The sequence below is a fragment of the Bradyrhizobium sp. SZCCHNS1022 genome (assembly GCF_032484835.1).
Lineage (GTDB): Bacteria > Pseudomonadota > Alphaproteobacteria > Rhizobiales > Xanthobacteraceae > Bradyrhizobium.
In genome coordinates this window covers 1,722,197-1,740,025 of sequence record NZ_JAUETT010000001.1, presented here as the reverse complement: position 1 = coordinate 1,740,025, position 17,829 = coordinate 1,722,197, and the positions used below count along the sequence as shown (strand labels likewise).

Below are 17,829 nucleotides of genomic sequence, written 5' to 3'. Positions count from 1 at the left end.
TATCTGCAAGCGATGATGATGGGAAACCTGGAAACAACTGCGATGACGCATTTCGTCGATCCGAATTCGCGGCACGAGCCGATAGGAATTCGGCTCTCGGATCTCTCCGAAGGTCGCACCAAATATTGGACGACGCAGGCAATTCCATATTGGTGGCGCGCCGCTGTGCCGCGCACCGGCCCTTGGCCCGCCCCACCAAAGAAGGCTGACGTCGTCGTTATCGGGGCAGGCTTCTCAGGCCTTTCCGCTGCCCTCGTACTTGCTCGTGCCGGAAGACAAGTGGTCGTCGTCGACGCCTTCGTTCCCGGTTATGGCGCAAGTACACGCAACGGCGGTCAGATCGGCAGCGGAAATCAGAAATTTCGGGTAAAAACCCTCGTCGAAATGAAGGGCGAGCGGAAAGCAGTTGAACTGCTGCACGAAGGCGTCGAGATGCTCGACGGCATCGAAGCTCTGATCAAGGAAGAGAAGATCGACTGCTCTTTCGTCCGATGCGGGCGCTTTCGCGGCGCTATGCGCGTAGAACACTACGACACCATGGCGCGCGACATGCAGGATCTGAAACGCTACGCCAACGTCGATTCCTATATGGTCAATCGAGCCGAGCAGCACAAGGAAATCGGCACGGAGCTGTTTCACGGCGGATCCGTGTTGCCAATGGACGCGAGCCTGCATCCCGGCAAGTACCACAGCGGCCTCCTCGCTCGCGTTATTGATGCCGGCGGCACGGTGCATGGCCATCTGCCGGTCCGAGCAATCTCATCAGAGAGGAACGGGCACACGATCCACTTCGAGCGGTTCAGCATCCAGGCGCGCGACGTTCTCGTGGCTACCAACGGATACACGAAGAATGTCGGCGCCTTTTTCCGGAAGCGAATCGTCCCGATCCGCTCCGCGCAAATCACGACCGAGGAAATCGCACCCGATATCTTCACGCGGCTGATGCCGACAAGGCGCGCCTATGGAAATACGAACCGCGTGTTTTTCTATTTTCGCCCCGCCCCCGACGAGAACCGGCTGATCTGGGGCGGCCGATCAAATCATTTCGCAAGAGACTCGGTGCTGGCCGCCTATACGCATCTCGCCCACGACTTGCTGCGCACCTTCCCCATACTGGGAGAAGTGAAGGTGTCATACGCGTGGAGCGGCCTCATCGGCTACACGTATGATGAATTTCCCCACCTCGGCCGTTCTCCAGACGGACTCTATTACGCAATGGGCTACTGCGGGACGGGCGTGTCGCGCTCGACGCATTTTGGCCGGAAGATCGCCTTGCAGATGCTCGGAAAGCCGGAGGGCCGGTCCGCCTTCGACGAGCTCTCGTTTCCGAGCCACACCTTCCACGCATTCGCCAAGCCTGCCGTTCCCTTCGTCGAAGGCTGGTATCGTCTGCGCGATGCAACAGGACTATAAAGGAGTCAAAATGATCACTATTCCCGAAAGCAAAGCGAAGCGCCAGAACATCTCATCGGGCGGAGCATACGAGAACGTCTTTGGCTATTCCCGCGCCGTCGCAAAAAACGGCCAGGTTCACGTATCCGGCACATGTGCGCCCGCCAGCTTCGAAGGACGCAACGCCTACGAGCAGGCGAAGGCCGCCCTGGAGACGATTGCGTCGGCCCTGGCGGCCGCGGGCGCCGCCCTCGGCGACGTTGTCCGGACCGTCGTGTACGTTCGGAACATTGCCGATGCCGACCAAGTCGCGCAGGCGCACCTGGAGATATTCGCCTCCATTCGCCCCGCATCGACCCTGGTGCAGGTCACCTCGATGCTGCGTTCGTGGCAGCTCGTTGAAATCGAGGTCTACGCTCTGATGGAATGAGTATCTTGAGAACTGGTTCCGGCGGGAAGGTCGTCGCTTGCGTTTGGCCATCATAATGAGCCGGCGCCGCGCGACGCTCCCGGCGTGAAGGCGTGGAGCCCCAAACGTTCTCGTCGTCACGCACGGCTGCCTGTTCCTTCTCCGTTAGCCCCCTCGGAGAGCGTGCTGGCAGTCGCGGCGAGGCACTCGACCGGCTCGTCGTCGGTTTGCTTTCGTGATCAACGCCTGGCGGAAGATCAGGGCGGCTCGGGGATATTCGCCCTTCTCGACGACCGGACGCTTCCGGGAGGAATGCCTCAACGCCCACTGGTTCCTGAGCCTTGCCGACGCCCAGGAAAAGGTAGAGACTTGGCGTAGGTACTATAACGAAGAACGTCCCCATGGCGCGATCGGCAACAGACCGCCGATTTTGCTGCAAAACCACGCTGGCGCAACCAGCCCGCCACCGTGATAAGAGGCGCAAAACTCTAGTTCTGGGTGGTCTAAAGTTCGGTCTCACTGCATGGGCTTTCGCAGTATCGGTGTCCCCGAGCTGTTGCAGAGGACGCTACTCCTTTTCTCTCTTCGACTGAGCGTCGGGCTTTAGTAGGTCGAGATAGTCCACATCGAGTGCGACCGATAGCTCGTAAATCGTCACGACCGTCGGGTTGCGCTGCCCCTTTTCCAGGCCGCTAATGTACTGCTGGCTGAAGCCAGAAATCTCCGCCAGCCTCTCCTGAGTCATATCTTTGCTTTTTCGGATCCGCAGAACGTTGCGGCCAACCAACCGACGCATGTCCATGAGCTGAAGTCAGCCCATTGCGCGCGCTTTTTATCAACTATAGTATGTATCCACTAAAGTGTGTAGCGCTTGATCGGATTATGAGGACGTTCCGTGTCGCGAAGTCGTTTCGGCGAACCGAATCCGCAAGGTCGTGCCGTAGCAGTGAGCGCGATTGAACATGGCAACGTGGTCATTACAGTTGCGAGCCTAGCCTGCGAGCGCGTCGTGTCCGCCGCCCCCGTCTGCAGCTTCATAACCACGATTATGGGTGGTCCGCTTCGCGGCGAGACGTGGCAGAGCAGAACGTGGAGCAACATGATCGAAGTCACTCAGACGCTGTATCTCGCGTCTCCGAGCTCCTCGTGGCTGAGCACGATAACGCCTCGCAGGCAGACGATGAGCACCCGCGATAGAGCCCTTGAACCCCACCCTTTTGCTTCCGATAGCGCGACGACACTTCCGAAAGACGCAAAGGCCTTCACTCTTACCTGATCCGGAGCCTAGACACATCCGCCGGCGTTTTTTCTGGCAGGTGCACAGGGCTTCGGAAAGGGTATCCGATCGATGCCAAGGCAGACGGCTCTCCCTTCATCACTGAAGCCGCGCCTCATTACTCGCGAGGCGGCAGCCGCCTACATCTGCGTTTCCGCCAACGTCTTTGATCAGATGGTGCGAACAGGTACTATGCCGAGGCCCAAACTTCTCGGCGGGCGCCGGAAAGCATGGGACGTCCGAGAACTGGATACCGCCATTGATCTGCTGCCTTCGGATGGCAATGATCTTGGCCTTGACGAGACGTGGAGTGATGTCGATGCCTCGAAGGTTGCCGCCATACGTTGAGCGCAATCACGTCAAGGGGCATACGTATCTGTCATTTCGGCGCGGCAAAGGTGGGCGCATTCGCCTACCAGATGACCCGACCAGTCCTGAGTTCATGTCGGCCTACCGAGACGCCCTCCTCGGTCAAGCGACATCATCGAGGCCCGAACTCCGATCTCCAGCTCCAGGCACAATTTCCGCGCTGATCGCCTCTTACATGCGAAGCTCCGAATACATCGGCCTCCGTAAGACGAGCAAGGAGGGTTACGGCAGACGCCTCGAAGCACTCAGAATTGAGCATGGTCATCGGAGCGTCGCTGGACTTTCTCGTGAGCGCATCATCACGGGCATTCTTCAGCCCTTCGCCGATCGGCCCGGTGCAGCTCTCGATACACTCAAGAAACTTCGCATTCTGATCCGTCACGCCATCAACATCGGATGGATCAAGCACGATCCGTCGCTTGGAATAAAACGACCCAAGCTTCAGCGCATCAGATCTTGGACCGAGGATGAGATCGAGCTTTTCCGCAAGAAGTGGCCGCTGGAAACCAAACAACGGCTGGCCTTCGAACTGTTCTTGAACACGGGCCAACGACGTTCGGACGTGGTCCGCATGGCATGGTCCCACATCGCGCCCGAAAACAGAATCGCCGTCGCGCAGCAGAAGACAGGACGACGGCTATTAATTCCGCTCCACCGTGACCTGCTTTCAGCCTTGGCCGTCGCCAAGCGTGACCACGTGTCCATCATCACGACCGCCTACGGCCAGTCCTTCAGCGTTGACGGATTCAGCCAATGGATGCGCGATGCCATTACTGACGCGGGCCTGCCGCTCGGTTGTCAGCCGCACGGTTTGCGGAAGGCGACCGGCCGCCGCCTGGCTGAGGCTGGCGCAACGGCGAAGATGATCATGTCCGTCCTTGGCCACACCACTCTTGCAGAGGCTGAGCGATACACTGAGGAGGCTGATCAGGCGAGCCTTGCGGTCGATGCTCTGGCACGCCTGGAGGGACACAAGGCGAACGACTTTCCCCAAACGCAATCTGCTGGTTTGGGAAAACCGACCAAAAGCCCAAGAAAATCAGCGGGGGTAAAGCAGAACTGGCGCTCCCTAGGGGAATCGAACCCCTGTTTCAGCCTTGAGAGGGCTGGGATTTTTTTATTTTGCGGTTCGTGCCCGTTCGCTACAGTTCAGTAAAATCAACATCTTACGCGAATTGCGTCCGCCATTGTTCCCTGCCATACGCCCATGTATATTTGACGGATATTTGACGACTTTTGGGGCGGATACCGATGGCGAAGACACTCACAGAGGCGCAGATCACGACGGCGAAGGCGCGCTCGAGGTTGGGCCTCGGCGTGCATTGGCGCCGGCTCGATACCGAGGCTCACCTTGGCTATCGCAAGGGCAAGCGCAGCGGCGTGTGGCTGGTACGCTGGCGCAATCACTATGACGGAGCCGATTACAGGCAAGCGCCAATCGGCATCGCCAATGACGTCAACGACAAGCCGGCCGAAGGGACACTGACTTTCGACCAGGCGACGAAGGAAGCGCGGGACTACGTGACGCGGTCCAGAACGGAAGCTGCAGCGCAAGCCGCCGGTCCGGCGCCGACCGTCCTAACGGCGGTCGACGCGTACATCAACGAGCGCAATGCGCGCGATAGCCGCAGGTCTGGCCGCGAGGTTCGATCCGACGCCGGGCATCGGCTGCGGCGCTATGTTCTCGGCCAGGAGAAGCGCGGCAATCAGGAGGCCATTCCGGCGGCCCCTCTTGCCGCTGTCGAGCTGCATGCGTTGAAGGAAGATGACCTTTTGACGTGGCGCGACGAACTGCCCGAAGAACTGAAAGCCACGACGAAGCAGCGCCTCACGAACGACCTCAAGGCTGCGTTGAATGCGGCTTGGCCGCGGCTTTCCGCCGAGCAAAAGAAACTCAACCCGACCTTCCTCGCGATCGTCAAAGACGGTTTCAAGGCCGAGCGCATCGATGATGATGACGACGCTTCCATCGCGCGGGACAACCAGATCCTCACCGACGCCCAGGTCGGCAACCTGCTTCGCGCAGCGGCAGAAATCGACGCCGAGCAGGAGAGCGAGGGTGACCTCTACCGGCTCGTGGTCTGCCTCGCTGCCACGGGCGCACGGTTTGCGCAGGTGCGGCGGATGCGCGTGAGCGACGCCCAACTCAAGGAGCGGCGCTTGATGATGCCGGGCTCCTATAAGGGACGCGGCGGTAACGGTGGCTCCGTTCCGATTCCGGTGGGCGACGACGTGATCGAGGTCCTGCTGCCGGCGATCGTAGGCCGCCCGAAGGAGGCTCCCCTGTTCGAGCGCTGGAGCTACGAGCAGGAGCCCCACAGCATCACCTGGAAGAGGTCAGAGCGCGGTCCTTGGAAGACCGCGGAACTGACGCGGCCTTGGCGCGCCATCCGCCAGCGCGCTGGTCTGCCCGAGGTCATTCCCTATAGCCTGCGGCACACCAGCATCGTCCGCGGCCTGCGAAACGGCTTGCCCATCCAGCAGGTTGCAAAACTCCACAATACGTCCGTGACGATGATCGAGCGCCATTACGCGAAATACATCGCCACGGCTTTGGAAGCCCTCGCTCGCGCGGCTGTCGTTCCGCTGGTACCGCAGCAGGGCGGCAATGTGGTTACGATCGCCGGACGCGGGCGATGACCAGGGCGCCCGTCGTATAGATTGAAGCTCCTGTGTACCTTCATCCACCGAGCTGCCGAAGGATAGATCGGCGGCTTAGGATTTAACCGCCGCATGCGATCCACTCGGCATCCATCGCGGCAAGCAGGCAAAGTATGGCGCGAAGTGTTCGTATGCTGCCCTCTTCGAGGGCATCAGGCAGATCTGCAGAAATATTCATTACCGACAACGATTGGGAAAACGTTGAAGCCGCATACGGCTATCCATTGTCGCTCGAAGTACGCCAGAGCATCGTCGAGGCGACCAATGAACTTCTGTACTGGGAAATTTTTGAACGAAACGCTTCACCGGAGAGGGATGCTGTCAATCTGATTTCATCGATAAGGGATGCATCGAACAATCTGCGAGGCGCTCTTTCGGCATGTGGCGGTAACGCCGGGTTTGTTGCTCAACTGCTGGTCAAGGAGCACCTGGTTACGCCTCGCCTCTCGCCCGAACCGCACGAGCAGCTATTCCATGTCCTTGGTGAATTACTCTTCTCGCTAAGCTCAGCCTGTTCACAGGCGTTGGCAAGTCCAGCGGTGCCGGATCAGACCGAACTGACGACGGCCAGCGACGAGCCTACCGGCCTCTTCTGCGGTTACCCGGAGAGAGGTCTTGCGCCGCCGTTTCGTGAAGGCGAGAGCTGGAATGCTTGGGTGAGGCGCCTCAACGAGATCGCAAGCAGCAACCGACTTCCGTTCAAAGTCAGCAAGGGTAGCGACAAATCCCTCAAGACGTCGCCATTCGTGCTGCTCGTGGATGCCCTGCAGAAGCTTCTCCCGGCAGGCTCCCGACATGGCCATAGCCTTGGTGGACTTGCTAAGGCCATCACGGCCGCGCGGCAAAAACATCCCGGCGTCGAGAAACGGGACGCATAGATCATCCCGATGTCTCAAAAACTGCGCCGCCTAAGAGTGCTCGCGTTCGCACATCCGCGCCGCGCCCAATCCGGCGCGCACCTGCGAATGGATCGTCTAGAGGCTCGCCGGGTGCCCCGCCGCGCAAAACGGACACCTTCGGGGATTCCACTGCCGTCCGTAAACGTTTATTCGAAGAATGTTCCGAGAGGCCTATTATATTGAAATAGCGGGTACTGAAACGAGATTTCCCGACAACGCAACGGAAATGGCAACCGGCGTCACCTTTCAATCGGCAGACCAGTCGACCATTCGATTGACCGCTGCTGGTCCCCGCAGTACGCAATGACGATGACCTGACCTCACCCCGATCTCTCGCACACTCAGGATCGTCCTGCGCCCGCAGGCGAGGTGTGCCCAATTCGAGGTCTGAGAATGTCAGCAAAGTCTCGCCGCCCATCGCGTGGCGGCCGCAACGATCAGAAAGTGGCCGCGCCTAGTCGGCCGGAAATGACAATGGACGAACTCGAGCGGCAACTGCTCGACGCTTTGAGCCAGCTACTACCGGTAAAACCTGGAAAACCGATCGATCTCGAAGATCTAAAACGTGCGGAGAGGCGCGGCACTCGTGAAGCGAGCCGATTCCTTGCGGAGAATCCCTCAAGAGAAGGCATTCAAACCGCATGGAAAATGCATGAATTCGAGCTGCACATGTTTGACGACAGTCCCGTGGACTTCACCTACTACGACGCATATCTGAGAACGCTGGAGAAACGGGCGACGGTGCCGCTCTTCGCGGAAGAGCAGATAGCACGTCCAATCCTCACCGTCATGGCTGATCTCGGCATGGGGCCGCTACTGTGGTTGAATTGGAATGGAGATGACGCCCGTGGGGTTGGCGGCCGTTGTTGTGATGCAGGCTACCGATGCGGCATCCACTCTATGTCCAACACGTTGTTTGACGCGTTCGGTAATTGGATCGCCGAGTTCGAGAATGCGCACTGGACCGAAGGCATGTTGGTCAATCGCGACGACCCGATCAGCGACTACCTTGTTCGTCCAAAAATAATCCTGAACTGGCCTGATTTTCATATGCGCGGTTTGGAGTTAGCCCAGCGGCTGAAGGAGGAAGTAGGCGCCGCATTCCGCGTGATTTATGAGAAGCCTCGCGAAGATCCCGCACGCCGCATAGATGAGCGCCGTGAGGTACTCGACGATGGATCGGTCGTGCCACTTGCGCCCAGGGCATAGGCTCGCCGCGAAGAGAACGGATCCGGTGACTCGCCCGAGAGCCTTACGGCCCAGGTTTCGTCGCCGTCAACGAAATTACGGTAGCGTACCGGTCCGTCTAGCCGCCCGCAGGCGTTCGAGATGAATGCTGCCTTTGTTGGGCCGGAGGGCCGGTAGTGCTGGTGTACTTGCCATGGCCATCACAGGCGCGCGGCGCAATCCTGAAGGCTAGAAACGGGACGCATTAATCGCCCCCCCGCCCTAAAAACCGTCCCGCCTAAGAGTGCGCCATTCGCACAAGCTCCCAGGCAGCCGCGCCCCATCGGGCGCGCACCCCTGAATGGAGACGTGCTGAATGAGCCCACAGTTGAAAGCCGACCTGACGCAGCAAGCCATCCCTGGCTGGGATGTCGGCGCGATGAGCCTCGATCATTTTTGCCGTTGGGCCTGCATCGGCCGGACGAAGGCCTACGCCGAGATCAAAGCCGGTCGCCTCGTCATGCGAAAGATTGGCGCGAAATCCGTGATTCTCCGCGCTGATGCCGAGGCATGGCTGCACTCCCTGCCCGCCGCTTCGTCCTAGCCCGGCCCCCAACAGCATCACCCGTAGCGGGCTTCTCGCGGAGAGAAGTCCGCGCCGATGACAATCGGACATAGGCCAGGAAATTTAAATGCTTCCCTTGGAATATCTGATTGGGACTTATAACCCGATCGACCGCCCCTACATTTTCGGTGACCCGACTCAATGGACGCCGCTCCAGGTCGACATCGTTCTGGGCGTGGCGAACGCGAAGTACAACGAGTTTGTTGGCGCGGCGGATTACGTCGCTAGATTGGTGCGCAGCCGCCTGATCACTAAGCAAGACGGCGTCGACACGCTTCATGAGGCCGCGCTCTACAACGGCCTCTATGCCGAATATGGGCGCGATGAAATCCAAAGCATCATCGCCGCCGCCTTCGAATCGGAGGTGACGTAATGCTGCCCCCGATTGGCGATTATTTCGAGCGGGTCGTCACCCGGTTGGCGCTCGACTTGTTCGAGAGACAGGCTCGTGAGCTGTGCGCGTATGTGAGGCTCAGGGTCATTACCTGGGGTGAAGCGATCGAAATTCTGGAGGTCAAGCCGGCCTACAACCAGATCGTTCGGTATTGTGGGCCGCAAAGGGCAGAGCAGCTCATGGCTAAGCACCTCAAAACAGAGGTGCCCGCATGAACATCGTTGAAGTCGATGGCCTCGACAATGCCGCTCTCGATCGGATCGCATTGCGCCGTGACCAGCAACAGGAGCGGAGCCGGGCTGGATTTCGCTACGAATTGATGTCGGAGTTCGGCCCCCACGCGTTGCGGAAAAACTGGATTTTGAAAGGGATCATCGCGAAGGGCGAGACGACCGCTTGGGTCGGCAAGCCCGGGTCGCTGAAATCGGCCCTCATGGCGGACCTCTGCCTTGCGGTGGCCGGCGGGAAGGATTGGCGCGGCAATCGCAGCAAGGCCGCCTGTGGCGTTGTCTACTTCGCGCTCGAGCGGGTGGATCTCGTCCGGCGCAGGCTTCGGGCCGGCTGGCCGCCGGCCGAGAGCGATCCGCCAGTGGCCGTCGTACCTGAAACCATGAACCTCATGGACGTCCGCACGGTCGGCAAGGTGATCGCCATCATCAAGGACGTCAACGAACGCATCCAGCCGCACCAGGTGGGTCTGATCGTAATCGACACCTTCGCCAAAGCCATCGCAGCCGGTGGTGGCGACGAAAATTCCGCCAAGGATCAAGGCGTCTGCTTTGCCAACCTTGCACGCATCAAGAATGCCACGGGAGTGCATGTCGCGATTGTCGGTCACACCGGCAAGGACGAAGCGCGGGGCATGCGCGGCTCCAATGCCAGCTATGGTGACGTGGACGTCATGGTGGAGATATCGGGCGAGCAGGTAAAGACCGCGACCGTAACCAAAGCCAACGATCGGCCCGAGGGCCCTCTGCTCTCCTTCCGGTCGGAGACCATCGAGCTGGGCGTTGACGAGGATGGCGACCCTGTAACGGTCAACATCGTAAGCCAGGAAGCGGTCGAAACGGGGTCCGGTGGTTCAAATTTGGTTCGACTGACGCCCAACCAGCAGACGTTCTACCGCATCCTGTACGACGCCGGTGACCAAGGCCTTACCCTCGAGCAATGGAACGAGCAGGCACGGCAGGCGGGATTGGGCGAACGGCGCAGGGCCGATTTGCTGGACCTGCGGAAGGCATTGCGCGATAAGCAGCTCGTCCGGGAAAGCGGGGGCCGGTGGCGCGTGGACCATGCCTGACGCCGCGGCACGGAGCGTTACGTTCGGTTCGTTTTCTCCATAGGGCCGTAACCGAACGTAACGTGTCATTGTTTGCGGCTATTCGCGACAGAGGTCCGATGATGACCAACAACGCACGGCGTGGCCGACCGACCAATTACACGCCGGAAATCGGGAACGTCGTGTATCGCTTGATGTCTCAGGGTCTCTCCCTCACCGCCGCGGCCAGCGATGGACATCGCCAGCGCGACCGTTCACAACTGGATGAAGCGCTACCCTGAATTTTTGGACTCTGTAGAGAGAGGCCAGGCCGCCCGCGTCTATAAGCTCGAAGCCGACATGCTCGGCGCCAATGAAGCCCATGTCATCCATGCGCGCCGCTTTGCCCTGGTGAACGCTGCGCCCGAGGAATGGCGTCGGAGTGGGTCCGAAAGCGCAGCGTAACCTGTCGCGCGGCGTAACCACGCTCGGACGGTGGCAGCGTAACCAATAGAAGCCACCTCCGGGGCGATAGGTCAGCAATCTGGTTGGGTCCGAAGGTACCCGCCCGGGTCAACGCGGCGTCCGCGGATGGATCCAGAAGCGGACCGGGAGCAACGAGTAGCCGTTACACCTCGACAATCCACTCTACCCGGATGGCAGGCCACGCGCGCCACCGCTTTGACCACTTCGCGATTTTGGCCGACGTACTCTTCCAGCGCCGCCTCACTCTTCGCGAGTCGAATTCGTCTTAAGGTTACGGAAAACGTGAGCCGATGCCGGAGCGCCGTCCGAGTTTTCGGACTCTAGCAAAGAAACACAATGGCAGTCAGATCGCGATTTGAGCGTAACCAACATTGCATGAGCGTAACCACCGTCGATATATCAACGAACCGGTACAGTAACGCATGCTGACCCGATTTCTTCCTCCGATGCCTTTGCGCGAGATATGGTCGATGAAACTCCCGACCGCCTGCCCTTTCGATGCGACGGACCTAGAGCAACGCGTCAGGGCTAAACAACACCATGCCGACTGTTGTCAGCCGGACCCCGGTTCTCTTGGCGACGAACCACCGCTTTGTCGATTGCGAGAGACGAAATCCGAGGTTTATCGCTTCCTCTGGGAAAGCAGCTTCAATGGAACCGCTTTTGTGCATATTGCACGTCTCGGCAGCTCGGTCGAATTGCGCTCCCGCGTCCTGGCCCGCTCACGCCTGCGTCGAAAAGAACCCGTGGTTTCGGCAGCACTATCGCCTGACGACTGGGAAAAACTCCAGCGAGCTCTGACAATTTCCAATTTCTGGTCGCTTGATGCTACCGACGACGAGAGTTTTGGCCTTGATGGCGCACAATGGTTGATCGAGGGCCGGCGTGGCGACGTCTACCATTCGGTGGATCGTTGGTGTCCACGAGGGGCACTTCATGACCTTGGTCGCTTATTCTTCGCTTTGGCCGGCCCGGCGCTCAGGGGCATGCGGTTGTAGTGAGTGGGCGCAACTTCTTCGTGCGTAACCAAACCGGTTGGCTGGGAGGAAGATCGCCGCTGCGCAGCCGCTATCAATACACGGATCCAAATGGCAACCCCAACGGCCTCGATCCGCAAGAGTGGCTTGCCGGTTATCGATTCCGAATGCCCCTTGTTCGAACCTTGCCCAACTCCACGGGCTTAAGCGTCATTCGAACACAGGCGGAACCGGCAGCTTGTCGGAAGTGTAAAGCGGGCTCGTTCCGTCGTGGGCCTTCAGCCATCGTTCATAGCTGGCGACTTCAGGCTCTCCCAGATTGATGGCGAATTCCTCTCCAAAAATGCACACGACCACGTAGAGGTCGAGGTGGCCGGGCTCAAGCAGCGGCTCGCACAGGATCGTGAATTCATGGAGAACCTGGTAACCGTCGCCGTCCCCGTGCACATCGTCCTCGCCGTAGATCCGGCGACGCGAGAACGGCCATATCTCCGGGCGATCGCCGATCCGGGCGAAATGCCGAATCGGATCCAGAGCCTCCTTGACCACAATTTCTTCGTTCCAACCTTCGATGCGGATAATGCGCTCGACAAGAACCTCAAGAGCGACCTTCGCTAAGAAGCGAGACATCAGGCGCTGGTCGATTGCCTCGATGATCGGGATGTAAACGGACCGGGCACGGCCGGTTTGGATGGCGTCGATCAGAACGTCGCGCTCCCGCTCATTGCGCCCGCCAAAAGTAAGCTTCGGGCCGTCCAGCCATACATCGGCTGACATGCGGGCCCCCGGGACAATACCTCGCATCGGGGGTATTAAGCCGCGCTTGTTGGGCACCCATTGCCGCGAGCGGGCATGCCGAAACCAATGCGTGTCCAGCAACGGTCCTTCGACCTTGCGCGCAAAATAGTTGTTACAAGCATCGCAGACGGCGCCGCGCGGAAGCACATGATCAATATTTCCGAGAGACTCGGGGATAATATGCTCTATACTCCTACTCTTGGTTGAGTCCCGTTTGCAGAAAATACAGCGCATAAAGTCTGCCTATGTTTTGCTACCCGGATAATTGCCTATGAGTGTTAACGGTATATCACAGAAACCGGCGAGCCGCTTCATCTATCGCACCGAGACTGTCCCCGCCGTCTTGTTGCAGCATTTCGAAGCCATCCGCGCACTGGCCGATAGCGAAAAGGAAGCGCTCGGCTTCTTGCCGGAAGTGGCTTATCGCGACGCCATCATGCAGAAGCGGTTAAGGGTGATGCTGGCCCGCGAGAACGGCACGTCGCAACTGGCCGGGTTTATCTTGTTCAGCGGCGTTTTCCCCAATGCCCGCATACAGGCTGTCGCGGTGAGCCCGGAGCATCGCCGCAGCGGCGTTGCATCGGCGCTGGTCAGCGGGCTTGTGTCGCACCTTGAAAGCCGTGGCTACATTGCGATAACGGCGGCGGTCGCCTCCGACCTTGCAACAGCGCAAGCCTTCTACGAAAGCCGCGGGTTCATCGCCCGGCATGTTCGCGACGGCGGACAAGCGCGGCAACGCCGTATCGTATTGCGCTCACGGGAGCTGGACACGGCGAACTTCTTCACATTGATGGCGCCACCCACCGTCTCCGGGCAGGACGTTGTGCACTTGGGCCTTCGCCCGCGCAGCGCCTTCGAGGCGCCCTTGTACCTCATCGATCTCAATGTCCTGTTCGACCTGGTAAAGGAACGCGCGCGGTCTGCGACCGCTAACCGCCTTTTCGGAGCAGCACTCGCACATTTGGTTCGCTTGGCGGTTGCGCCCGAATTCATCATCGAGCTCGAACGCACCTCGAAGGACCCTGTCAACGACACGCTTTTGAAGCTCGCGCGGCAACTGCCGAAGCTACCCGCCTTCCCGAAAGAAGATGTGGAGCCGTTGGCGGCTGCTATCCACAAAGCCGTCTTCGTCGATACCAACCATGCGCAAGCGGGGACACGCCAGGCGCTGAGCGATGCGCGGCACCTCGCCGAAGCGGCTCTGATCCGAGCGTCCGGCTATATCACCAGTGACAATGCCCTGCTTAATGCCCGTGACGATCTGCTAAAACTGATCGGCGTTGATATTGCGGGCCTCGACGAGTTCGTCGAATTGCTACCCGCGGAGGAGCCGATCCGGGAACGCGGACAGCTCAAGGGGACAAAATGCGAAACCAAGACGGCCACGGCCGCCGAGGCGAAAGCCTATCTCTCCTCCCAGAATGTCGCTGATGCGCTGGTTGCCGATTATCTTCCATCGGCGGCGGCATTCCAGCGGGCGAGCAGGCATGGAATCTTCGAGGATGAGGATCTCGTGGCGGTTGGGATTTACCGGGCACCATCAAGCGTTGATGCGCCCGCCCGCCTTCTGGTGCACGTCCGGCCCGATCACATATCTTGCGAGACCTTCGCCGAGCATCTCCTCGACGAAGCGATCCGGCAGTCTTGTCATTCGGGCCCCGTCACCATTGAGCTACGGTCCATTCCGGGGCAGTCGACCGTCAACCGCGCCGCCAAGCTCCGCGGCTTTTTGCCTGCAGCCAATTCCGACATCCTCATCAAGGTCGCCTTGGGACGCCCCCTCACGCCATCGACCTGGACCGCAATTGCACGGCAGACGCGCCGACGAACCGGCCTCGCCTTGCCCGAAGCCGTACCGGCTACCAGCGCGGTTCAAACCGGCCTTTCGGTCCGTGGTGCAGATGGAAGCGACATCACGGTCCAACTTGCCGCGCTGGAGGCCGCGCTCGCGCCAACGTTGATCGTTTGGCCAGGCCGGGATGGTGTCATCGTTCCCATCGCAAAATCATTCGCGGACGACCTGCTGGGGACGGCCGATCAGCTTTACATGTTCGGCCGTCCGAACGCGGCCTTCGTGAGCCTGCGGACCTATTTCAATAGTCCGCGCACCGCCCCCCTGATGCGATCCGGCGTCCCCATCCTCTTCTACGAGTCCAAGCGCTCCGGCGGCCGCGCAGCCATTGTGGCGGCTGGCCGGATCGTGGACGCCACGATCGTTTCCAAGGAGCGCGTATCCGATGAGCTTCTCCAGCGCGCGGTTGTAGAGGATCTTGAGCCCTTGACGACGTCCTCGGACGTCCTAGCGACGTCGTTCGATAGCCTAATTCGGTTCCCGAATCCCGTCACACTCGATACACTTCGGCAACTCGGCGCCGAGGGATCGTCGAACCTTCAAACGACAACTCCGCTGCCCAACGCCCAGTTGGCGGCAATTCTCGATCGTGGATGGTTAAGTGTCTGACGCAAGCCACGCAATTATTTCGATCCATCCCGGTTATGCGGATGCGATCCTGGACGGAACGAAGACAATAGAATTACGACGCCGAATTCCAAAACTCGCAAATGGCACGCGACTCTGGATTTACGCGACCCGTCCGACGGCCGCGGTTGTTGGGGTCGCGACCATCAGCGATGTCAACCGAGCCCATCCCCGCACGATCTGGCAAAAGCACCGTGATGGCGCTGGCGTCGACCATGCCTCCTTCATGGAATATTTTCACGGCGCGCCGCAGGCAGTCGCGATCCTGCTCGCAGCCGTCAAGCGGGTCCGCCCGATCACGATAGAGGAGCTGCGCGAAATTCGGGATCGCTTTCACCCGCCACAGGTCTTGCTTCGGCTAACGAATGCGGAAGCCAAGGCCCTCCAAAGACTCGCCAAAAAATGAACGCTGTAGCCCCTTCCATCGATTTCCAATCGCAGCGCGTGGGAGTGATATCGCCGAATCTTGCCTATGGACTGGATTGGCTGCCGGACACCGACCACGGCGACGCCATCTGGCCCCTTGAGAGCATAGCCAAAAAAGTCTCACTTCTCTTCGACCGCATCTACCTTACGCATGATCTGGATGTGACCTGCGAGATCGTCGGCGGCTACGAGGAAAACACCGAAACGGCAACCTTGCGCTATCTGATCAAGCGCGGACTGCTTCTGACCCCTCAAAACTTGGGTTACGATTCGGGAGACGCCTTTGTCTCTGCCCATACGACCGGCATAGCCGGCGCGCTGCACAAGCGTCTCATCCAGGTAGGAAACCCCTACATGAACGAAGAGCCGGGCGAAATGAAATATATCGGCCAGCCCGATGTCGGCGACTTCGATGCGTCGAATGGTTGGCATCCGCGGTCGCGCTTGGGTTGGGACGATCCCAAAATCAAGACGCGGAAGATGCTCTATGAAGCACTGCTTATGCAGCGCAATGTCGCAATGCTGCATGCTGCCGGATTTGAAAACGTCGCGATTGTCGGTCGCCAGTATGAAAATCTTCCGCGCGCCAAGCGGTCGCATCCCGTTTGGAGCGTGGTGCTCAAGGAGCTTCCACAGTTGGACACGCGTGCCCCATGGGAAGATGTCTTCGGATTCCGCGAGGAAGAGCGCACGCAGCATTTCATTCGCAGCATGCGCCGCTGGGTCAGAAAGATGGTGCAGGAAAACTGGAACGCCGCCGAACTAGAGGACGAACTCAAAGAGCTTGTCTACGAGTACGAACAGCACATGCGTGCATCGCGAATTTCAGGCGCGAAGGAAGTACTTGAGATTGTCGTCACGAGTACGGCCGAGATTGCCGAAGATGTCATCAAGCTACGGCTTGGCAAACTTTCCAAGCTTGTGGCGATCATTCTTAATCGCCGCGCCGCTCTCCTCCGTGAAGAAGCCAACGCGCCCGGTCGCGAGCTCGCGCTCATACCTGAGACGAAACGAGCTTTTCCCTCATAGCAAATCTTAGCAAAATTTCTCTTTGCGGGCCGCACCAGAAGATGCCTAGCGCTCCACGCGAACTAATAGGACAATGCCCCAGCCCTGAATTAAGCCTCAAGTGGCGTTTCCGTAGGATAGGCCTCCGTAATTTGCCATCCATCCGATGCGGCAAACAAGAATTGGCATCGCGGATGCTTGTTCTGTGAAATGAGACGACCATTTTCGCATGGAATAATAATAGGCAACACTCACGCTCTAGATGAAAATACTACCCTTGATTGCCGAAAGACAATTTTTAGGGCATTTTGGAAAGTCCGAGCGAATCGATGACCGAAATGATCAATCCGTTGCAACACCTTCCGCAAGCGCGCACCGGCGATGACGGTGTGTGGGACGGTCGTCACATCGTCTGGAAGGTTCCGTCAAGCTGGGCGGGAACACTCTCCGCATGGCTTGCTCCGCGCTTTCGCCGCGATGGCATGCGGCGTCTTAAGCCCGGCACATATCGTGACTTATGCTGGGATGACCGCGAATGGTCGCGCGTTCTCGCTCAATGTCTCGTTGCCGATTTGGATTACCATGCCGGCAAGCTGGCTGAGGCCATCGCTCGCATCACGCTTCGTGTCTATCACGGATGCCGAACCGACGATGCCGGCGTTTACAGTCGCGCCGGGCTGAATATTCACGACCGCGCGGAGATGAAGTGCAAGCTCGGGGCCATTTTGGATGCGCATCCCAAACTTAACTATTTGAAAGCGCGCCTTCCAGAAGCCATGGCCGCGATGGATATTGGGATCGATGAAGGGCGTCTCTTTGTCGTAGCGGACGACCAAGCCCTGATTGAGCATGCGGCCCACTATCTTATTTATGGCAGCGAATGGATATCGTCTGTCCTGGGGCAGAGTCGGTACGTCTTGAAAAAGGTCGGCACGCCCACGCTACTTGAAATTGATTTGCCATTACGGATCGCCCATCCAGCAACGCGTCGGGAGTTCGCATCGACCATGCTCCGGGAGTGGACTCGGCTCGCGTGCAATACACCGGATTGGTCAGCACCCATCGATTTTACGTTTACTTTACGAGAAAACATCCCTCCGGCATGGATCGTCGGTCATTCTCATCCGACGGAGCTAGCCGATCCATTAGAGCAGTTTAGCAAATATACTCCCACGCGCTTGGACTGCGCCCATTGCCGTGAATGA

19 protein-coding genes, 1 tRNA gene and 3 pseudogenes are annotated in these 17,829 nt (G+C 59.2%); 18 read left to right on the top strand and 5 right to left on the bottom strand.

Features of this window, described 5'->3' with window-relative positions; all coding sequences use genetic code 11:
• Nucleotides 1-42: 42 nt before the first annotated feature.
• The 3 genes and pseudogenes from QX071_RS07935 to QX071_RS07925 all read left to right on the top strand — a co-directional run.
• A complete protein-coding gene (locus QX071_RS07935) occupies nucleotides 43-1,413 on the top strand; it encodes an FAD-binding oxidoreductase (protein WP_315701431.1) in 1,371 nt (456 codons plus the stop codon).
• A gap of 10 nt (nucleotides 1,414-1,423) precedes the next feature.
• Complete coding sequence (locus tag QX071_RS07930; RefSeq protein WP_315701432.1) at nucleotides 1,424-1,822, top strand: Rid family hydrolase; 399 nt, start codon at nucleotides 1,424-1,426, stop codon at nucleotides 1,820-1,822.
• Nucleotides 1,823-2,096: 274 nt separating this feature from the next.
• Nucleotides 2,097-2,273: pseudogene (locus QX071_RS07925) on the top strand (integrase core domain-containing protein); the annotation flags it as partial.
• 96 nt (nucleotides 2,274-2,369) lie between these two features.
• Here QX071_RS07925 and QX071_RS07920 read toward each other — a convergent pair.
• Nucleotides 2,370-2,603: a helix-turn-helix transcriptional regulator gene (locus tag QX071_RS07920; RefSeq protein ID WP_315701433.1), complete on the bottom strand. Its 234-nt coding sequence runs from the start codon at nucleotides 2,601-2,603 to the stop codon at nucleotides 2,370-2,372.
• 546 nt (nucleotides 2,604-3,149) lie between these two features.
• On the opposite strand from QX071_RS07920, the gene QX071_RS07915 reads away from it, so the two are divergent.
• On the top strand, nucleotides 3,150-3,425 hold the full coding sequence (locus QX071_RS07915) for a hypothetical protein (protein WP_315701434.1): 276 nt from the start codon (nucleotides 3,150-3,152) through the stop codon (nucleotides 3,423-3,425).
• A 133-nt stretch (nucleotides 3,426-3,558) separates the two neighbouring features.
• On the opposite strand, the gene QX071_RS07910 is transcribed toward QX071_RS07915, so the two are convergent.
• Nucleotides 3,559-3,996: a hypothetical protein gene (locus QX071_RS07910; protein WP_315701435.1), complete on the bottom strand. Its 438-nt coding sequence runs from the start codon at nucleotides 3,994-3,996 to the stop codon at nucleotides 3,559-3,561.
• On the opposite strand from QX071_RS07910, the pseudogene QX071_RS07905 reads away from it, so the two are divergent.
• Nucleotides 3,982-4,317, top strand: a pseudogene (locus QX071_RS07905) (tyrosine-type recombinase/integrase); the annotation flags it as partial. The gene QX071_RS07910 and the pseudogene QX071_RS07905 sit on opposite strands and share 15 nt — an antisense overlap.
• A 189-nt stretch (nucleotides 4,318-4,506) precedes the next feature.
• Here QX071_RS07905 and QX071_RS07900 read toward each other — a convergent pair.
• Nucleotides 4,507-4,569, bottom strand: a tRNA-Glu gene (locus QX071_RS07900).
• A 128-nt stretch (nucleotides 4,570-4,697) separates the two neighbouring features.
• On the opposite strand from QX071_RS07900, the gene QX071_RS07895 reads away from it, so the two are divergent.
• The 9 genes from QX071_RS07895 (at nucleotide 4,698) to QX071_RS07855 (ending at nucleotide 11,934) form a co-directional block, all read left to right on the top strand.
• On the top strand, nucleotides 4,698-6,086 hold the full coding sequence (locus QX071_RS07895; protein ID WP_316171553.1) for a tyrosine-type recombinase/integrase: 1,389 nt from the start codon (nucleotides 4,698-4,700) through the stop codon (nucleotides 6,084-6,086).
• 152 nt (nucleotides 6,087-6,238) lie between these two features.
• Nucleotides 6,239-6,985 carry a hypothetical protein gene (locus QX071_RS07890; protein ID WP_316201061.1) on the top strand — a complete coding sequence of 249 codons (747 nt, stop codon included), beginning with the start codon at nucleotides 6,239-6,241 and terminating at the stop codon, nucleotides 6,983-6,985.
• Nucleotides 6,986-7,480: 495 nt separating this feature from the next.
• Nucleotides 7,481-8,215: a hypothetical protein gene (locus tag QX071_RS07885; protein WP_316171549.1), complete on the top strand. Its 735-nt coding sequence runs from the start codon at nucleotides 7,481-7,483 to the stop codon at nucleotides 8,213-8,215.
• A 334-nt stretch (nucleotides 8,216-8,549) separates the two neighbouring features.
• Nucleotides 8,550-8,777, top strand: a complete 228-nt coding sequence (locus QX071_RS07880) for a hypothetical protein (RefSeq protein ID WP_316171547.1) — start codon at nucleotides 8,550-8,552, stop codon at nucleotides 8,775-8,777.
• Between the two features lie 88 nt (nucleotides 8,778-8,865).
• The gene (locus tag QX071_RS07875; protein WP_316171545.1) at nucleotides 8,866-9,171 is read left to right on the top strand and encodes a hypothetical protein; all 306 of its coding nucleotides are present in this window, start codon (nucleotides 8,866-8,868) and stop codon (nucleotides 9,169-9,171) included.
• On the top strand, nucleotides 9,171-9,407 hold the full coding sequence (locus tag QX071_RS07870) for a hypothetical protein (RefSeq protein WP_316171543.1): 237 nt from the start codon (nucleotides 9,171-9,173) through the stop codon (nucleotides 9,405-9,407). The genes QX071_RS07875 and QX071_RS07870 overlap by 1 nt, the downstream gene beginning before the upstream one ends.
• Nucleotides 9,404-10,492: an AAA family ATPase gene (locus QX071_RS07865; RefSeq protein WP_316171541.1), complete on the top strand. Its 1,089-nt coding sequence runs from the start codon at nucleotides 9,404-9,406 to the stop codon at nucleotides 10,490-10,492. Before QX071_RS07870 ends, QX071_RS07865 begins: the two co-directional genes overlap by 4 nt.
• A 210-nt stretch (nucleotides 10,493-10,702) precedes the next feature.
• Nucleotides 10,703-10,915, top strand: a complete 213-nt coding sequence (locus QX071_RS07860) for a hypothetical protein (protein ID WP_316171539.1) — start codon at nucleotides 10,703-10,705, stop codon at nucleotides 10,913-10,915.
• Nucleotides 10,916-11,406: 491 nt separating this feature from the next.
• On the top strand, nucleotides 11,407-11,934 hold the full coding sequence (locus tag QX071_RS07855) for a hypothetical protein (protein ID WP_316171537.1): 528 nt from the start codon (nucleotides 11,407-11,409) through the stop codon (nucleotides 11,932-11,934).
• A 189-nt stretch (nucleotides 11,935-12,123) separates the two neighbouring features.
• On the opposite strand, the gene QX071_RS07850 is transcribed toward QX071_RS07855, so the two are convergent.
• Both QX071_RS07850 and QX071_RS34025 read right to left on the bottom strand, forming a co-directional pair.
• Entirely contained in the window at nucleotides 12,124-12,690 is a 567-nt protein-coding gene (locus QX071_RS07850) for a hypothetical protein (protein ID WP_316171535.1), read from the bottom strand.
• Between the two features lie 108 nt (nucleotides 12,691-12,798).
• Nucleotides 12,799-12,945: pseudogene (locus tag QX071_RS34025) on the bottom strand (HNH endonuclease); the annotation flags it as partial.
• Between the two features lie 37 nt (nucleotides 12,946-12,982).
• On the opposite strand from QX071_RS34025, the gene QX071_RS07845 reads away from it, so the two are divergent.
• The 4 genes from QX071_RS07845 (at nucleotide 12,983) to QX071_RS07830 (ending at nucleotide 17,829) form a co-directional block, all read left to right on the top strand.
• The gene (locus QX071_RS07845; RefSeq protein WP_316171533.1) at nucleotides 12,983-15,172 is read left to right on the top strand and encodes a GNAT family N-acetyltransferase; all 2,190 of its coding nucleotides are present in this window, start codon (nucleotides 12,983-12,985) and stop codon (nucleotides 15,170-15,172) included.
• A complete protein-coding gene (locus QX071_RS07840) occupies nucleotides 15,165-15,596 on the top strand; it encodes an ASCH domain-containing protein (protein WP_316171531.1) in 432 nt (143 codons plus the stop codon). Before QX071_RS07845 ends, QX071_RS07840 begins: the two co-directional genes overlap by 8 nt.
• Complete coding sequence (locus QX071_RS07835; protein WP_316171529.1) at nucleotides 15,593-16,645, top strand: hypothetical protein; 1,053 nt, start codon at nucleotides 15,593-15,595, stop codon at nucleotides 16,643-16,645. The genes QX071_RS07840 and QX071_RS07835 overlap by 4 nt, the downstream gene beginning before the upstream one ends.
• 308 nt (nucleotides 16,646-16,953) lie before the next feature.
• Nucleotides 16,954-17,829, top strand: a complete 876-nt coding sequence (locus QX071_RS07830) for a hypothetical protein (protein WP_316171527.1) — start codon at nucleotides 16,954-16,956, stop codon at nucleotides 17,827-17,829.